The organism is Streptosporangium sp. NPDC001681, assembly GCF_040298085.1.
Lineage (GTDB): Bacteria > Actinomycetota > Actinomycetes > Streptosporangiales > Streptosporangiaceae > Streptosporangium.
Genome location: NZ_JBEOZN010000015.1, coordinates 51,253 through 66,267 on the forward strand (window position 1 = coordinate 51,253; position 15,015 = coordinate 66,267).

Here is a 15,015-nt window from a genome sequence, read left to right on the forward strand (position 1 = left end):
CCCGTCCTCAGCGCGGGGCGTGGGACCGGGTGCCGATGGGGACGACCAGCGGGGTGCCGGCCACCGGGTCCTCGATGACCTTGGCGTCCAGCTCGAAGACCTCCGCCAGCAGGGCCTCGGTGAGCACCTCGGACGGGGGGCCGGCGGCGACGACCCCGCCGTCCCGCATGGCCACCAGGCGGTCGGCGTAGCGGGCGGCGAGATTCAGGTCGTGCAGGACCATCACCACGGTGCGGCCCAGCTCGCCGTGGAGCCTGCGCACCAGCTCCAGCACCTCGATCTGGTGGGCGAGGTCGAGGAAGGTCGTCGGCTCGTCGAGCAGCAGCAGGTCGGTGCCCTGGGCGAGGGCCATGGAGATCCAGGCCCGCTGCCGCTGCCCGCCTGACAGCTCGTCCAGCGGGCGGTCGCCCAGGTCGAGCAGGCCGGTCATGGCCAGGGCCGCGCCGACCGCGGACTCGTCGTCGGACGACCACTGCCGGTACCAGGTCTGGTGCGGGTGCCGTCCCCTGGAGACCAGGTCGGCGACGGTCAGCCCCTCGGGTGCCGAGGGGGACTGGGGCAGCACGCCCAGGATCCTGGCGACCTCCCTGCTGGGCATCCTGTCGATGCGCTTGCCGTCCAGCAGTACCTCGCCGCCGGACGGCTTGAGCAGCCGCCCCATGGCGCGCAGCAGCGTGGACTTGCCACACCCGTTCGGCCCGATGACGGCGGTCACCGTCCCGGTCTCGATCCCGAGGTCGAGGCCGTCGACGACGACGCGGTCCCCGTACCCCAGCTTGAGGTCAACGGCCTGGAGTCTCACGTACGGGCCTTCCTGCGCACACGGATGAGGAGATAGATCAGGTAGGGGGCGCCGATGACTCCGGTGACCACGCCCACCGGCAGCTCGACGGGGCTGAACGCGGTCCTGGCGACCAGGTCCGCGCCGACGGTGAGGACCGCGCCGGCCAGGGCCGAGACGACCAGCGGGGGCTGTGCCACCCCGGCCAGGCGCAGCGCGATCTGCGGTGCGGCCAGGGCGACGAACGCGATCGGCCCGGCGGAGGCGGTCGCCGCCGCCGCGAGGAGTACGGCCGCGAGGATCATCAGTCCCCTGGTGAGGTTCATCCGCACCCCCAGGCCGGTCACGGTGTCGTCGCCGAAGCGCAGCGCGCCGAGTGAGGCGGTGCCGAGCAACGCCGGTGGGACGAGCACGGCCAGCGCGATCATGACCGGCACCACGTGCTCCCAGCCCCGGCCGTTCAGCGAGCCGCTGATCCAGACCATGGCCCGGCTGCTGTCGTTGACGTCGCCGACGGTCAGCAGCCAGAACTTGAGGTTGGTGCAGATCGCCGAGACGCCGATGCCGACCAGGACCAGCCGGTAGCCGTCCATGCCTTTGCGCCAGGCCAGCAGGTAGACGGTCAGCGCGCCGATCAGGCCGCCGAGCAGGGCCGCCGCGGGGACGCCCGCCTCGGCGAGGACGCCGCTCACGCCGCCCCAGGTGTTTCCCGCCGCCACGATGACCGCGACCACGGTCACGCTGGCGCCGGTGGTGACGCCCAGGATGTCCGGGCTGGCCAGCGGGTTGCGGGCGATGGCCTGGACGATCGCCCCGGACAGGGCGAGCGCCGCGCCGACTCCGGCGCCGGTCAGCGCGCGGGGAAGCCGGAGTTGCATGACGACGAAATGGTCGGGCCCGTCGCCGGTGATGGCGCGGAAGACCTCGGAGAGGCTCATCGGGATGTCGCCGAGGCGCATGCTGAGCGCCATGAGCAGCACCGTTGTGCCCAGCAGCGCCAGTGCGGCGGCGACGGAGCGCGGCCGGAGCAGCCAGGAGGCGGGACCGATGCGCAGCGCTCGCCTGCTCGCGAGGTCCGGGGGCGCGGTGGAGGTCACAGCCGCACCGGCCTTCTGCGCCGTACCAGGGCTATGAAGAACGGCGCGCCCGCGAGGGCGAGGACCACCCCCACCTCCAGCTCACCGGGATGGGCCACCACGCGGCCGATGACGTCGGCGAGGAGCAGGGCCGAGGCGCCCGCCAGGCCGGAGTACGGCAGCAGCCAGCGGTGGTCGGGGCCGGAGAGCGGCCGGGTGAGGTGCGGGACGATCAGGCCGATGAAGGCCAGCGCGCCGCAGACCGCCACGGAGGCGCCGCTGAGCAGGGTGATGGCGATGATGCCGACGGCGCGGGTCAGGGCGATGTTCTGGCCGAGCGCGCGGGCGACGTCCTCGCCCAGGGAGAGCGCGTTGAGGCCGGGCGCGTTGACCAGGGCCGCGATCAGGCCGACGGCGATGAAGGGGAGCACCTGCCAGGCCACGTCCGCGCCCCTGGCCGCTATCGACCCCAGTTGCCAGAAGCGGAAGGTGTCCATGGCCTGCTCGTCCAGCAGCACCAGCGCCGAGGTGAGCCCGTAGAGGAAGGCGCTGACGGCGGTGCCCGCGAGGGCCAGGGTCACCGGGGTGGGGCCGCCCCGGCCGCCGGCCATGCCGAGGGCGAACACCCCGGCGCTGGCGATGAGGGCACCGGCGAGGCCGAACCAGATGTAGCCGTACGGGCTGCCCACCCCCAGGACCACGATGCTGAGGACCATGGCGAAGGCCGCACCCTGGGTGACGCCGAGCAGTCCCGGGTCGGCCAGCGGGTTGCGGGTGTGGCCCTGCATGAGGGCGCCCGCGACGCCGAGGGCGATCCCGGCCATGACGCCGATGGCGGTTCTGGGGATGCGCAGCGACCGGACGATGATGTCGTTCTCGGTGCCGGTGGGGCCGGTGAGCGCGTGCCAGACGTCGGCCGGCGGGATCGGTTTGGCACCGAACGCGAGGCTCAGCGCGACCGTCGTCGCCAGGAGCGCGAGCAGTCCGCCCAGCACGAGGAGGCGGCGGTTGTGGATTCTCCGGACGGTGCCGGGCGGGGCGGCCCGTGGGACGGACGTCGTATTGATCACCTGACCTCCCCTTTTTTGCGTGATCGATGCCGAGTATGCCAGTTTAGGTATGGCTAAGCTAAATAAGGCTTGCCTAAACTTTGTGAGGAGATCCAGGAACATGAGAGCACTGCGCGCCCTGGCCGTCGGAGTGGTGGGAGTCGCGCTGTCCGCGGGTCTCGCCGCCTGCGGATCGAGCACCCCGGAGACCTCCGCGGAGACCTCCGGCGCGTCCGCGGCCCCCGCGGCGAGCGACACGGCGGCCTTCCCCAGGACCGTGAAGCACGTCATGGGAGAGGCGACGATCCCCGCCCAGCCCAAGCGGGTCGTGGCCCTCGACCAGAGCTTCGTCGACGCGGTGCTGACCCTGGAGACCGAGGTCGTCGGTTTCACCAGTTACCGGGGGATCGAAGGGAAGCTCCCCGACTACCTGACCCCGGTCCTCGGCCACGCCAAGGAGGCCACCTCGGTCGGGACCCTGGAGCAGCCCAGCCTGGAGCGGATCCTCGCGCTCAAGCCCGACCTGATCGTCTCGGCCAAGGTCCGCCACGAGGCGCTGTACGACAAGCTGTCGCAGATCGCGCCGACGGTGTTCAGCGAGACCACCGGGGCCATCTGGAAGGAGAACCTCAGGCTCGTGGGCCAGGCCCTGGGCAAGGAGGACCTCGCCGAGCAGAAGATCAAGGAGTACCAGGACCGCGCCGGCCGGATCGGTGAGTCCATCAAGGCCAAGGAGGGCAAGCTGCCCACCGTCTCCGTCGCCCGCTTCGCGGGTGAGCCGACGGTCCGGCTGTACGTGGAGAACTCCTACTCGGGCCTGGTGCTCAAGGACGTCGGCTTCCCGCGTCCCGAGGACCAGCCGACCGTGACCGACACGATCATGGTTCCGATCAGCCAGGAGAACATCTCCCAGCTCGACGCCGACCACATCTTCGTCGCGGCCTACGAGGACCCGGCGGTCGGGCCGGTCAAGGAGAAGTTCGAGGCCAACCCGCTCTGGGGCAAGCTCAAGGGCGCCAAGCACGACGTCAGCGACACCATCTGGATGAGCGCCGTCGGCATCCAGGGCGCGCACGCCATCCTCGACGACCTCGCCAAGATCTTCGAGGTCGACCCGGCCAGGGCCGGCTGACCGGCGGGGAGGGGCGGGACGCCTGCCCCGCCTTCCGACGCCGGGACCGGCACGGGGCCGACGAGCCGTGCCGGTCCCCGCCCGTCGCGGCCGGTCCGCGACGGGAACGCGCCCCCGAGCGGCGCCCCTCTCAAACACTGATCAATTTCAGGTATCCGCGCATCACATACTCGGAGGCGACCACGGTACGAGCCGTGTCCGCCGGGGAGAGCGGGCGGTGAACCGCCAGGAGCGCCGGGCCGTCTTCCAAGTGGTGATTAAGTCCCCAACGCGTGGGAAGCGGGGAGACGTGGAGATGGGTCTCGGAACTTCTGCGGGCGCAGGCCCCGGCCCGGTGGCGGGTCCAGGGGGCATGGTGGTTGACATTTTTCCTAACCCGAAAGTTGTTGCTACCTGGGGTTATGTGATGATAGACACACCTTCGACTGAATCCGGAGAACGATGTTACGATATTGATACTTGTTCGGCTGTAGGGCGTGTCGTACCCGCCGTTGGCGCAGTCAGCGAGCAGTCTCCCGATCACGCAGGGCTTTTAACGGCCCCCTTACGGGGTGCCTGCGAGCATCGGCTACGCCGTCAGAAAGGGTGTAGCACAGTCTTGCCGGGCGGTAGCGGGGGGAAAAGCACGAGGGGGATCCAATGATCACGATGACGGAAGAGCAGCGCCAGGACTGGTTCGAGCGTGACGTCGTACCGGTCACCAGCCAGCTCTACGCGTCCGCGATGCGCCTGACCCGCAACACCGCCGATGCGGAGGACCTGGTCCAGGAGACCGTCACCAAGGCGTTCACCTCGTACCACCAGTTCCGCGAGGGCACCAACCTCAAGGCGTGGCTGCACCGCATCCTGACCAACAACTTCATCAACGACTATCGCAAGAAGCAGCGCTCGCCCAAGCTCTCGGCCGCCGAGGAGATCGAGGACTGGCAGCTCGCCGCCGCCGAGTCCCACACGTCCAGCGGTCTCAAGTCCGCCGAGACCGAGGCGCTGGAGCAGCTGCCGGACAGCGCGGTCATGAACGCCCTGCGTGCCCTGCCCGAGGACTTCCGGGTCGCCGTCTACCTGGCCGACGTCGAGGGCTTCGCCTACAAGGAGATCGCCGAGCGGATGGGCACCCCCATCGGCACGGTCATGTCCCGCCTCCACCGGGGTCGCCGCCAGCTCCGTGCCATGCTTGAGGACTACGCCCGCGAGGAGGGCGGCCTCCGCTCGGCCATCGAGCAGGCCCAGGTGGCCTGAGTTGTTTTTCGCGGTGGCGATGGGGCGGACGGGCCTGTCGGGCTCGGCCGTCGAGCGGGTCCAGGTGGTCTGAGTCGTTTTCTTGTGGTGGCGATGGGGCGGACGGGCCTGTCGGGCTCGGCCATCGAGCAGGTCCAGGTGGCCTGAGTCGTTGACAGGGCGGACGGGTCAGCCGGATGCGATCAGCGCGACCGCGGCGAGCGTGAAACCGATGCCCACGGTCTGCACGGTGTTGAGCCGTTCCCCCAGCACCTGACGGGCCAGCAGCAGCGTGCTCGCCGGGTAGAGCGAGACCAGGACGCCGACGAGGCTCAGCAGCCCGCGCTGCTGGGCGAGCATGAAGAGCACGTTGGCGACCATGTCGAGCGTTCCGGCCGCGATGATGACGCGCAGCGTGCCCGGCCCGGGACGCAGGGTGCGGCCGGTGGTCAGGGTCAGCAGGACGATGAGAGTGACCGAGGCCAGGCGTGCCCCGACCAGAGGCCACACGCCGCCTTCCGCCGGGGCCTGGGCGAGCAGGATGAAGAAGCCGCCGAAACCCGCGCCCGCGGCGAGTGAGGCCAGGATCGGGCCGTACCCGCTGCCGCTTTTCCCGCCGGAGGAGTCGCGGCTCACCAGCAGCACCGCCAGCAACGCGAGGACCACGCCCACCAGCGCGATCGGCTCGGGGCGTTCCCCGACGGCCAGCCCGAACAGCACGGGCAGCACCGCCGAGACGGTCGCGGTGATCGGCGCCACCACCGACATCACGCCGGTGGCCAGTGCCCGGTAGAACAGCACCACCGCCGCCGCGCCGCAGATCCCGGAGGCCGCGCCCCAGGCCAGCGTCACGGGCGCGGGGGTCCCCGGCAGGATCGGCAGCAGCGCGACGGCCACGGCCAGCCCCGCGGTCTGGGAGAGAACCACCACGGCGAGCACCCGCGACCGGCGGGTGGCCATGCCGCCCAGGAAGTCCGCGGTGCCGTAAACCATCGCGCAGGCCGTCGCCAGCACCACAGCGGTCACATGTCACCTCAGTTCAATGGAATGTACTCCTAGTACAATATATGGAGTGCAATGGAGTGCAAAACAAGTTAACTAGACTGAACTTATGGACCCAGAGACGATCACCGCCGCGGTCGCCAACAACGTGCGGGCCCAGCGGGCGCACCGGCAGATGACCCTCGACGAGCTCGCCGCGCGCTCCGGGGTGAGCCGGGGCATGCTGGTCCAGGTCGAGCAGGGCAGGACCAATCCGAGCATCACCACGCTCACCCGCATCGCCGACGCGCTCGGGGTGACCGTCGCGCGGATGGTGGAGGTCTCCGACACGCCCGTGGTCCGGATCGTCCATAGCGCGGACGTGGTCACCTTCCCGCACGGTGACTCCAGCACCGCGCGCCTGCTGGTCGGCACCGACGCGCCCGCCATCCTGGAGCTGTGGGACTGGCGGCTGGCCCCCGGTGACCACCACGACGGCGACGCCCACCCGCCGGGCACGCGCGAGATGCTGACCGTGCTGGAAGGGCGGCTCACCCTCTCGGTGTACGGCAGGAGTCACATCGCCGAGGAGGGGGACGCGGTCGTGTTCAGCGCCGACCGCCCGCACCGGTACGCCAACGAGGGGGAGGTCCCGCTGCGGTTCGTGATGGTCGTGACCGAGCCCCGCGAGACGCCGGATCGCTGACCGATATGAGATGTTCGCTGGAAGGAGCCCTTTTAAGGCGCTAACTGGTCTCATCGGATGAGACGTCGCCCCCGGGTGCGCATCTCATTCGATGTGGCGTCGAAGTGGCGCGTCGGTACGGGCCAATCGGCAGTCTATGTCCCATCCTGGGGGAAGACCCGGCCATGACCTTGCGGGGGACACGGCCGGGGGCCGCTCGCCGTCCCAGCGTTGCTTTCGGGGGGAAGCATGCGGGTACGGATGGTGTCGATGGCCTTGCTACTCGCGGCGGCTGGGTGCGCTTCTCCGAGCACCACGACAGGCGCGCCCTCGCCTACCGCGACCATCGCGCCCACCGGGCGGGCCACGCCGATCGGGCCGAACGAGCCGACCGCCCCCATCGTGCCCATCGTGCCCGCCGGGCCGACCGGACCCCCGGGGCGTACCGCGCCCGCCGGTGTCCCCGCCGGTGTCCCCGCCGCCGGCGCGCCCTCAGCGACAGCCTCGGGGACGGCGGGCGCGAGGAGGGCCGAGGCCCGGCCGGACTGGCCGGTGGGAAACTTCCCCGTTCCGCGCCCGGCACGCAGGATCAACTGCGAGCGGGTCAGATGCGTGGCGCTGACCTTCGACGACGGTCCGGGGGCCTACACCAATGCCCTGCTCGACATGCTCGCCAGGCACCGGGGCAGGGCGACCTTCTTCGTCGTCGGGCAGATGGTGCCCGGGGACGGCGAGCGGATCCTTCGCAGGATGGTGGCCGATGGGCACGAACTGGGCAACCACAGCTGGAGCCACCCGGAGCTGCCCGGGCTGTCGGAGGCCGGTATCAGAGAGCAGCTGAACCGTACCCAGTGGATCGTCAAGCGCGCGACGGGGGTGACGATGGACCTCATGCGCCCGCCGTACGGGGCGACCGATGCCCGGGTCGCCGCGGAGAGCCGCCACCTGGGGCTCGCCCAGATCCTGTGGGATGTCGACACGCTCGACTGGCGTGACAGGGACTCCTCGATCGTCGCCCGCCGCGCGGCCGAGGCGAAACCGGGCTCCATCGTGCTGATGCACGACATCCATGCCTCCACCGTCCAGGCCGTTCCGCGGCTGCTGCACCATTTCGCCGCCAGGGGATACCGGCTGGTCACGCTCTCCGAGCTGTACGGCAGACGCCTGGTGTCGGGCAGGAAGTACCCCGTCGACAGCGGCTTCTGAGATCCTCCGAGCCTGTCCTCGTACCGGGTGGGGGCCCGGCGGAGCGTGAACCTCCCGCGCCCGTTTCCCGACTGTTCCGGTTGAGGAGGCAGGGTGACTGACGAACTGCTGGTGGTCCGGTGCCGGCTCGGCGAGCGCGAGGCGTTCGCCGAGCTGGTGAGGGCCTGGCACGATCCGGTTTGGAACTACGTGCGGCGCATGCTGGGGCCCGCGCAGGCCGACGACGTGGCCCAGGAGGTCTGGGTGGCCGTGGTGCGCGGGCTGCCGCGGCTGAGGGAGCCGGGCCGGTTCGCGCCCTGGCTGTTCACGATCGCCAGGCGTGCGGTGGCCGACCGGCTCCGCGAGGAGTACGCCAGACCCGAGGTCCTGGCGGAGGAGGAACGCGCGACCGGCGACCCGGCCGACGCCCTCGTGGACCGCGCCGGCCTGCTGGCGGGCCTGTCGGAGCTGCCGGTCAGGGAGCGGGAGATCCTCGTGCTGTTCTACCTGCACGACCTCTCCCTGGAGGACTGCGCGCAGATCTGCGCCGTCCCCGCCGGCACCGTCAAGTCACGCCTGTCCCGCGCGCGGCGCATGCTGCGCGACCGGCTCACGGAGAAGGGATATCGAGAATGAACCCCGACGACATGATCGGCAGGCTGGCCGGGCCGCTGTCGCTGCGCCGCCGGATCGGCAACGTCGTGGCACTGCTCGGCGGGCTGGGCGGGGCGCTGTTCACCGGTCTGCTGTGGGCCACGGAACCCACCCTGCCGGGTCGTACCCACCTGGCCTTCGGCGCGATGGTCGCGCTCGGCCTGGCCTGGGCCGGCTACGGAGCCTGGGCGCTGACCCGCAGGACGCCGCTGTTCGCCCTCGACCGGGTGGTCGCCGCCTGGCTGGCGGTGGCCGCGACCGTCCTGCTGACGGCGGGCACGGCCGCGATCGCGATCACCAGGGGGACCTGGGCGGGTGCGGCGGGGGTCGCCGGCGCCGCGACGCTGGCCATGCTCGCGGTGGCGTTCCTGCTCAGGGCCCGCGCCGACCGCGCCGCCCTGCTGCGACGCAAGCACGAGCTCGGCGGCTGAGGCCCGCCGCGGCCAGGGCCGCGGCGAGGCAGGCCATCGGGATCGACGGCAGCACGTAGCGGTGGTCGAAGTCCAGCGCGGCGATCGGGGCGACGAGCAGGAAGACGGCCGCCGCCCACGGCAGCAGGGCCGGGCGCCGCCGCCCGACGGCTCCGAGGCCGCCCAGCAGCAGGAGCGCGCCGAGCAGCGGGCCGTGCAGGACCCCGGGGTAGGGGTAGGCGCCGAGGAGGTTCCCGTAGGGCTCGACCGACGACATCCCCCGGATGTCGCCGTCGTACTCCCGGCGTACCTGGTCGATCAGCGGGAAGGCGGGCAGCGGCCAGGAACCGACGGGGAACGTCAGGGCGGGGGAGACCCGCAGGGGGTGGCGCACCGGGGTCGCCGCGAAGGTGAGCGAGGTGTCGCGGGCGACCTCGCGGAGGTAGTCGAGCGGCTGCGCGGCGATGGCACGCAGTGCGAAGGACCTGGCCAGGTCGTTGTGGGCGAACCGCCCTCCGGGCAACCTGTTGAGTGAGGCGTCGGCGGCCCAGACGTACTCGGACGCGGCGTCGACCACCGTGCCGTTCGGGCAGAGCACCGCCTCCCGGGCCGGTGGTCTGATCACCGAGCAGTCGGCGAACGTCATCGTGCGCGCCCACAGCGCCACACCGTCGGAGCCGCTGAGCGCGAACCGCCCGTGATGCTGCTGATACCAGCCCGCGTAGGCGGCGAGCGGCAGCGTCCCGGCGACGACCAGCGCGACCACCCGCTTCCAGCCGGCCCGCCGCAGGAGCAGGTGGAGCAGGACCAGGCCGAGCAGCGGCACCGCGACCGTGCGGGTGAGCCCGGCCAGCGCCAGCAGCAGGCCCGTGGCCGCGGCCGCCCGCGCCGAAGGGCGCTCCCGCCACATGAGCACCGTCAGGGCGGCCGTGACGAGGAAGATGACCTGGGTGTCGGAGAGCACCGCGTGTTCGAGCCGCAGGAACGCGGGGTTGAACAGGATCGGCAGGGTGGCCAGGGCCGCACCCCAGCCGGGGAGTGCGTGGCGGCGCAGCACCAGATAGATCATCAGGGCCGTGCCCAGGCCCATCAGGTGCTGGAGGCCCGCGATGAGCTGGACGCTGTGGAAGGGCAGCAGCAGCCGGAGCAGGAAGGGGTACCCGGCCGGATGGAACGCGCCGGAGGGCTCCAGATGGACCGCGGTGTTGAGGTAGGTGAAGGAGTCGTACCAGTAGAGCTGGGCGGTGTCGTAGCCGAGCATGACGAGGACGCGGAGCCCCGCCGCCAGCGCGATCGCGACGGCGAACGGCAGGTGACCACCGAGGAGCCGGTCGCGCGGCCCGTTCCGGCCGGGCGCGGTGGGCATGGTCGTGACGCCGCCGGGTGAGGCGAGCATGGATGGTTCCCCCGTTCCGGGGCCGGGGGAGTCCCGGCGCGGTGGGAGCAGTCCAGCGAGTGATCGATAACCTTGACGTCACCGAATCCGGTTATGCCCGCGTTATGCGGCCTGTGGCAGGCTGGCGCGACTCGGAGCCAGGGGAGGCATGTTTTGCGGGTGTTGGTGGTCGAGGACGAGAGAATGCTCGCCGACTCGATCGCGGAGGGGCTGCGCGGGGAGGCGCTCGCCGTCGACGTCGCCTACGACGGGGAGGCGGCGCTGGAACGGCTGCGGATCCACGACTACGACGTGCTCGTCCTGGACCGGGACCTGCCGGGCCTGCACGGCGACGACGTGTGCAGGGCCGTGGTCGCCGAGGGCGGCCTGGTGCGGATCATCATGCTCACCGCGGCGGGTGACGTGCGCTGCCGGGTGGCGGGACTGTCCCTGGGGGCCGACGACTACCTGCCCAAGCCGTTCGCCTTCGAGGAGCTGACGGCCCGCGTCCACGCGCTGGGCCGCCGGGTGCGCCCCGCCGACCCGCCGATGCTGGTGCGGGCCGGCATCAGCCTGGACCGGGCGCACCGGCAGGTGTTCCGCGACGGCCGCTACGTGCCGCTCGCCCGCAAGGAGTTCGGCGTGCTGGCCGAGCTGCTCCGCGCCGACGGGGCGGTGGTCTCCAGTGAGACGCTGCTGGAGAAGGTGTGGGACGAGCACACCGACCCGTTCACCAACACCGTGCGGACCACGATGATGAAGCTGCGCCGCAAGATCGGCGATCCACCGGTCATCGAGACCGTCACGGGCGTCGGGTACCGCATCCCGTGACCTTCTCCCCATGGCCGGTGCCAGGGGGCCCCACGCTGAAGGAGATTCGATGAGGACGAGCGTCCGCCTCAGATTCGCGCTGGCCTGCGGCGCGGTCTTCCTCCTGGCCGGAGCCCTCCTGCTCGTCGCGGTCACCCTGGTCGTACGGCAGAGCCTGGAGCCCCGCGACGGGCTGCGGCATCCCGCCTACATCCGGGTATCGAACTTCGTCCTCATGCCCGAACATCCCTCGTACGCGGCGGCGGAGCAGCGGGTCGCGCAGGTCAGGCGCATCTACCAGGCCGACACGATCAAGAACGTGCTCACCGTGGGCGGCCTCGCCCTCATCGCGACGGCCGGGGTCGCGGCGGCGGCCGGCTGGCGGGCCGCCGGCTGGGCGCTCCGCCCCATCAGGTCGGTGACCACGAGCGCGCGGCGCGTCGCGCAGAGCCATGACCTCACCGGGCGGATAGCCCACGACGGGCCGGATGACGAGGTCAAGGAGCTCGCCGACATCGTCGACGTCATCCTGGCCCGCCTGGCCCGCTCCTTCGACGGCCAGCGGCGGTTCGTCGCCAACGCCTCCCACGAGCTGCGCACCCCGCTCACCATCAACCGCACCCTGGTGGACGTGGCGGTCAGGCGGCCCGACGCGACAGAGGACGTCAAGCGGCTCGGCGAGTCCCTGCTGCTGGTCAACACCCGCCACGAACGGCTGATCGACGGCCTGCTCGCCCTCGCCGAGGGTGAGCAGGCCGTCCTGGACCGCCGTCCCTTCGACCTGACGGACGTGGTCGAGCACGTGCTCGACCTGGCGGGCAAGGAGGCCGAGGAGCGCGAGGTGACCGTGCACAGGCTGCTGGACCCCGCACCGACCGCGGGTGAGCCGGTGCTGGTCGAGAGGCTCGTGCAGAACCTCGTGGAGAACGCGATCCGGCACAACCACGGTGGCGGCCAGGTGTGGGTGTCCACCCGCCATCGCGCCGACCGGGTGGAGCTGGTGGTGGCCAACACCGGGCTGCCCGTCCCGCCCTACGAGATAGAGACCATCTTCGAGCCGTTCCGGCGGCTCCACGGCGACCGGCTGCGCTCCGATCGCGGCAGTGGTCTGGGACTGTCGATAGTCCGGGTCGTCGCCGAGGCGCACGGCGGTGTCGTGATCGCCGGCTCCAGGGAGGAGGGCGGCCTGACGATCACCGTCGAGCTGCCGTACGAGAGCCCCTGACGGATTCCGGTACGGCTCCGTCCCCCCGGGCGGAGGCCGTACCGGGTGTGCTCTCAGGCGAGCAGTAGTACGAGCGCGGCGAAGGCCGCCCACGCGAGCAGCAGGGCCAGATGTATCCGGCCGGTCATGACCTGCATGGCGATGATCCCCCTTTCTATGCGGAAATCCTGCCTGGCCGCTCTTGGAGGACGGTTGGAAGCCGCTGAAGCCTGCGACCGGCGTCAACGCGGCGGGCAGCGGATCCTAGTTCCTGGTGATCACGCCGCAGGCGACGCGTCCGCCGGAGTCCCCCGCCTTGAGGGTCTCCGCGTCCGGGCCGCCGCCGCCGGCCGGGTCGCCGGGATCGGCGGGGCGGTAGCGGTCGGGGATGTTGGCGTGGTTGTCGGGCAGCGTGTGGATGACGATGGAGCTGCCGTCGGAGTCGAAGAGCTGGCCCACCCGGAAGCGGTCGGTCACGACCGTGGTCTCGCCGGTGCCGTCCTCGGCGACGAGGAGGTTGGGCAGGTCACCGGAGTGCTGGCCGTGCGTGGCCGGGTGGATGCTGAAGTGCGCGCCCGCGCTGGAGAAGGGGCTGCCGGTGACCGGGTCGACCGCCTTGGGATCGCAGACGCCCCTGGTGTGGATGTGGAAGCCGTGATAGCCGGCGTTCAGGCCGCTGACGGTGACCGTGAGCCTGGACTTGTTGTACAGCCTGTGGTCGATGCTCAGAAAGCCGACGTTCTTTCCGGCCGTGTCCTTGATGACGGCCTCGGCCGACGGCCAGGGCTGTCGCGGTACGTGTGAGGTCGCCTGGGCGGCCGTGCCGGTGCCGGCCACCGGCGCGCCGAGCGCGACGGCCAGGACGAGACAGGTCCTGCGAAACATGAGAGATCCCCCGTACGGTTTCCGGGCTCCCCCGCTGTGGAGGGGAGCGGCCCCAGCACAGGTTCATATCCCAGGAAGGGCGGGCGCCCGCGTCACCACGCCGCGCTCCTGCGGGTTCAGCCTTACCGGAGCCCCTGACACCCGGTCATCGGGTATTGAGCATCGCTTACTCATGACCGCCACGGAGCGCTCAGGAACGCTGTGCTCAACGGATACCGGCAAGCACGCGGCCTGCGCCGGAGTGGCGGGGCACGGGTTGCCACTGGGGAGCTGATGACAGTGATCTGGAAGAGAGCCGCGGCGCTGACCGCGGCGGCGCTGGTGATGGCGCTCGGGGGTTCGACGCTGTCCGCGCAGTCGGCGAGCGCCGATCCCGCGGGCGTCTTCAGGACCCTGAACTGGGAGAACGCCGCCGACCGGACCATGCCGGGAGCCCCGCCGCCCGGCTTCATCAAGCAGTGGGAGCGCAGTCACGGTGCCAGTACCGTGACCAGCCCGGTGCGGGACGGCTCCTACGCGGCACGGTTCCAGCTCAACAGCAACGACCCCTTGATCTCCAACGGCACGCGCGCCGAGATCAGCCAGGGCAACAAGCAGCCCGTCAACGCCGAGCGGTGGTACGGCTTCAGCATCAACCTGCCCGCCGACTGGGTCTACGACCCCTCGTCCGAGATCGTGAGCCAGTGGCACCAGTGCGACGAGAGCAACTGCCCGGGTGGCTCGCCACCGCTGGCGCTGCTCACCGACGAGGGACGCTGGAAGATCGACTTTCGGGGGAAGATCATCGACCTCGGCCCCTACGCCACCGGCAGGTGGACCGACTGGGTCTTCCACGTCAAGTGGCGCACCGACGAACATGGAGTACTGGAGGTGTGGCGCGACGGGCAGGAGGCCATGCCAGGGTATATCGGCGCCACGCACGCGGGAGGCCCGTACTCGCCGTACTTCAAGTTCGGCATCTACAAGTGGGACTGGAACAAGGACCAGTCACAGTCCACCACCACCCAGCGGGTCATGTTCTACGACGCGCTGCGGCTGGGCGACGAGCGGGCCACCTACGAGGACGTGAAGCCCGGCGCCGGCAGCGCCCCCGTCTGCGCGGCACTTCCCGTGGCGGCCGCGTCCGCGTCCACCTTCGAGCCGATCAACCCGCCCGCGCAGGCCGTCGACGGCAACCTGTCCACCCGCTGGTCGGGGCAGGGCTTCGGCGCCTCGCTGTTCCTGGAACTGAGCTCGGTGCGCCGGCTGTGCGGCACCCGGGTCGCCTGGCACCTGGGCGACCAACGGTGGAACGACTACACCGTCTACACCTCGCTGGACAACGTGACCTACACCAAGGCGTGGGAGGGCCGGAGCTCGGGCACGACGACCGGGCTTGAGCAGAAGTTGTTCACGAACGGTCCGCGTGACGCCAAGTACGTGAAGATCTCCTTCTGGAAGAACCCCCAGAACGACTGGGCGAGCATCACCGAAGCGGTTGTCCTCGGCTCCTGACCGGTGCCGCACGCGATCCCACCGCTCCCGTGCCGCCGCCGCGCGGCACGGGAGCACCCGGCGACATTTCCCCTGC

The 15,015-nt window shown here is 71.0% G+C and carries 15 protein-coding genes; 9 read left to right on the top strand and 6 right to left on the bottom strand.

The features are described 5' to 3' along the window. Positions 1–7: 7 nt before the first annotated feature. The 3 genes from ABT130_RS09930 to ABT130_RS09940 are packed head-to-tail and all read right to left on the bottom strand — an operon-like array spanning position 8 to position 2,927. On the bottom strand, positions 8–802 hold the full coding sequence (locus ABT130_RS09930; RefSeq protein WP_350954354.1) for an ABC transporter ATP-binding protein: 795 nt from the start codon (positions 800–802) through the stop codon (positions 8–10). Beyond that, positions 799–1,878: a FecCD family ABC transporter permease gene (locus tag ABT130_RS09935; RefSeq protein WP_350954356.1), complete on the bottom strand. Its 1,080-nt coding sequence runs from the start codon at positions 1,876–1,878 to the stop codon at positions 799–801. Before ABT130_RS09935 ends, ABT130_RS09930 begins: the two co-directional genes overlap by 4 nt. Next, a complete protein-coding gene (locus ABT130_RS09940) occupies positions 1,875–2,927 on the bottom strand; it encodes a FecCD family ABC transporter permease (RefSeq protein ID WP_350954358.1) in 1,053 nt (350 codons plus the stop codon). The genes ABT130_RS09935 and ABT130_RS09940 overlap by 4 nt, the downstream gene beginning before the upstream one ends. Positions 2,928–3,027: 100 nt before the next feature. On the opposite strand from ABT130_RS09940, the gene ABT130_RS09945 reads away from it, so the two are divergent. Both ABT130_RS09945 and ABT130_RS09950 read left to right on the top strand, forming a co-directional pair. Next, positions 3,028–4,038 carry an ABC transporter substrate-binding protein gene (locus ABT130_RS09945; RefSeq protein ID WP_350954360.1) on the top strand — a complete coding sequence of 337 codons (1,011 nt, stop codon included), beginning with the start codon at positions 3,028–3,030 and terminating at the stop codon, positions 4,036–4,038. 639 nt (positions 4,039–4,677) lie between these two features. Next, the gene (locus tag ABT130_RS09950) at positions 4,678–5,277 is read left to right on the top strand and encodes a sigma-70 family RNA polymerase sigma factor (protein ID WP_350914839.1); all 600 of its coding nucleotides are present in this window, start codon (positions 4,678–4,680) and stop codon (positions 5,275–5,277) included. 168 nt (positions 5,278–5,445) lie between these two features. On the opposite strand, the gene ABT130_RS09955 is transcribed toward ABT130_RS09950, so the two are convergent. Next, a complete protein-coding gene (locus ABT130_RS09955; protein ID WP_350914842.1) occupies positions 5,446–6,282 on the bottom strand; it encodes an EamA family transporter in 837 nt (278 codons plus the stop codon). A gap of 85 nt (positions 6,283–6,367) precedes the next feature. On the opposite strand from ABT130_RS09955, the gene ABT130_RS09960 reads away from it, so the two are divergent. From ABT130_RS09960 to ABT130_RS09975, 4 genes are all read left to right on the top strand, one after another. Beyond that, positions 6,368–6,943: a helix-turn-helix domain-containing protein gene (locus ABT130_RS09960; RefSeq protein ID WP_350914844.1), complete on the top strand. Its 576-nt coding sequence runs from the start codon at positions 6,368–6,370 to the stop codon at positions 6,941–6,943. Positions 6,944–7,192: 249 nt separating this feature from the next. Continuing rightward, positions 7,193–8,128, top strand: a complete 936-nt coding sequence (locus tag ABT130_RS09965; RefSeq protein WP_350954362.1) for a polysaccharide deacetylase family protein — start codon at positions 7,193–7,195, stop codon at positions 8,126–8,128. 93 nt (positions 8,129–8,221) lie between these two features. Then, complete coding sequence (locus ABT130_RS09970; protein ID WP_350914848.1) at positions 8,222–8,743, top strand: RNA polymerase sigma factor; 522 nt, start codon at positions 8,222–8,224, stop codon at positions 8,741–8,743. Further along, positions 8,740–9,192, top strand: coding sequence for a hypothetical protein (locus ABT130_RS09975; protein WP_350954364.1), 453 nt, complete (start codon positions 8,740–8,742; stop codon positions 9,190–9,192). The genes ABT130_RS09970 and ABT130_RS09975 overlap by 4 nt, the downstream gene beginning before the upstream one ends. On the opposite strand, the gene ABT130_RS09980 is transcribed toward ABT130_RS09975, so the two are convergent. Next, positions 9,134–10,567, bottom strand: a complete 1,434-nt coding sequence (locus ABT130_RS09980) for a hypothetical protein (RefSeq protein WP_350954366.1) — start codon at positions 10,565–10,567, stop codon at positions 9,134–9,136. The two genes, ABT130_RS09975 and ABT130_RS09980, sit on opposite strands and share 59 nt — an antisense overlap. 153 nt (positions 10,568–10,720) lie before the next feature. Between ABT130_RS09980 and ABT130_RS09985 the strand changes: the two genes are divergently transcribed. Together ABT130_RS09985 and ABT130_RS09990 are read left to right on the top strand one after the other, a co-directional pair. Further along, positions 10,721–11,377 (top strand): response regulator transcription factor, encoded by a 657-nt coding sequence (locus tag ABT130_RS09985; RefSeq protein ID WP_350914853.1) that lies wholly within the window; start codon positions 10,721–10,723, stop codon positions 11,375–11,377. A gap of 49 nt (positions 11,378–11,426) precedes the next feature. Next, positions 11,427–12,581, top strand: a complete 1,155-nt coding sequence (locus ABT130_RS09990; protein ID WP_350954368.1) for a sensor histidine kinase — start codon at positions 11,427–11,429, stop codon at positions 12,579–12,581. A 243-nt stretch (positions 12,582–12,824) separates the two neighbouring features. Here the strand turns inward: ABT130_RS09990 and ABT130_RS09995 are convergent, their stop codons facing one another. Then, on the bottom strand, positions 12,825–13,445 hold the full coding sequence (locus ABT130_RS09995) for a superoxide dismutase family protein (protein WP_350954369.1): 621 nt from the start codon (positions 13,443–13,445) through the stop codon (positions 12,825–12,827). Between the two features lie 273 nt (positions 13,446–13,718). Between ABT130_RS09995 and ABT130_RS10000 the strand changes: the two genes are divergently transcribed. Continuing rightward, a complete protein-coding gene (locus tag ABT130_RS10000) occupies positions 13,719–14,939 on the top strand; it encodes a heparin lyase I family protein (protein ID WP_350954371.1) in 1,221 nt (406 codons plus the stop codon). The last annotated feature ends 76 nt before the right edge of the window (positions 14,940–15,015 follow it).

Excerpts from the sequence above, each read along its gene's own strand:
- ABT130_RS10000 (WP_350954371.1), top strand. The coding sequence starts at position 13,719 with ATGACAGTGATCTGGAAGAGAGCCGCGGCGCTGACCGCGGCGGCGCTG.
- ABT130_RS09995 (WP_350954369.1), bottom strand. The coding sequence starts at position 13,445 with ATGTTTCGCAGGACCTGTCTCGTCCTGGCCGTCGCGCTCGGCGCGCCG.
- ABT130_RS09990 (WP_350954368.1), top strand. The coding sequence starts at position 11,427 with ATGAGGACGAGCGTCCGCCTCAGATTCGCGCTGGCCTGCGGCGCGGTC.
- ABT130_RS09945 (WP_350954360.1), top strand. The coding sequence starts at position 3,028 with ATGAGAGCACTGCGCGCCCTGGCCGTCGGAGTGGTGGGAGTCGCGCTG.
- ABT130_RS09960 (WP_350914844.1), top strand. The coding sequence starts at position 6,368 with ATGGACCCAGAGACGATCACCGCCGCGGTCGCCAACAACGTGCGGGCC.
- ABT130_RS09950 (WP_350914839.1), top strand. The coding sequence starts at position 4,678 with ATGATCACGATGACGGAAGAGCAGCGCCAGGACTGGTTCGAGCGTGAC.
- ABT130_RS09975 (WP_350954364.1), top strand. The coding sequence starts at position 8,740 with ATGAACCCCGACGACATGATCGGCAGGCTGGCCGGGCCGCTGTCGCTG.
- ABT130_RS09980 (WP_350954366.1), bottom strand. The coding sequence starts at position 10,567 with ATGCTCGCCTCACCCGGCGGCGTCACGACCATGCCCACCGCGCCCGGC.
- ABT130_RS09965 (WP_350954362.1), top strand. The coding sequence starts at position 7,193 with ATGGCCTTGCTACTCGCGGCGGCTGGGTGCGCTTCTCCGAGCACCACG.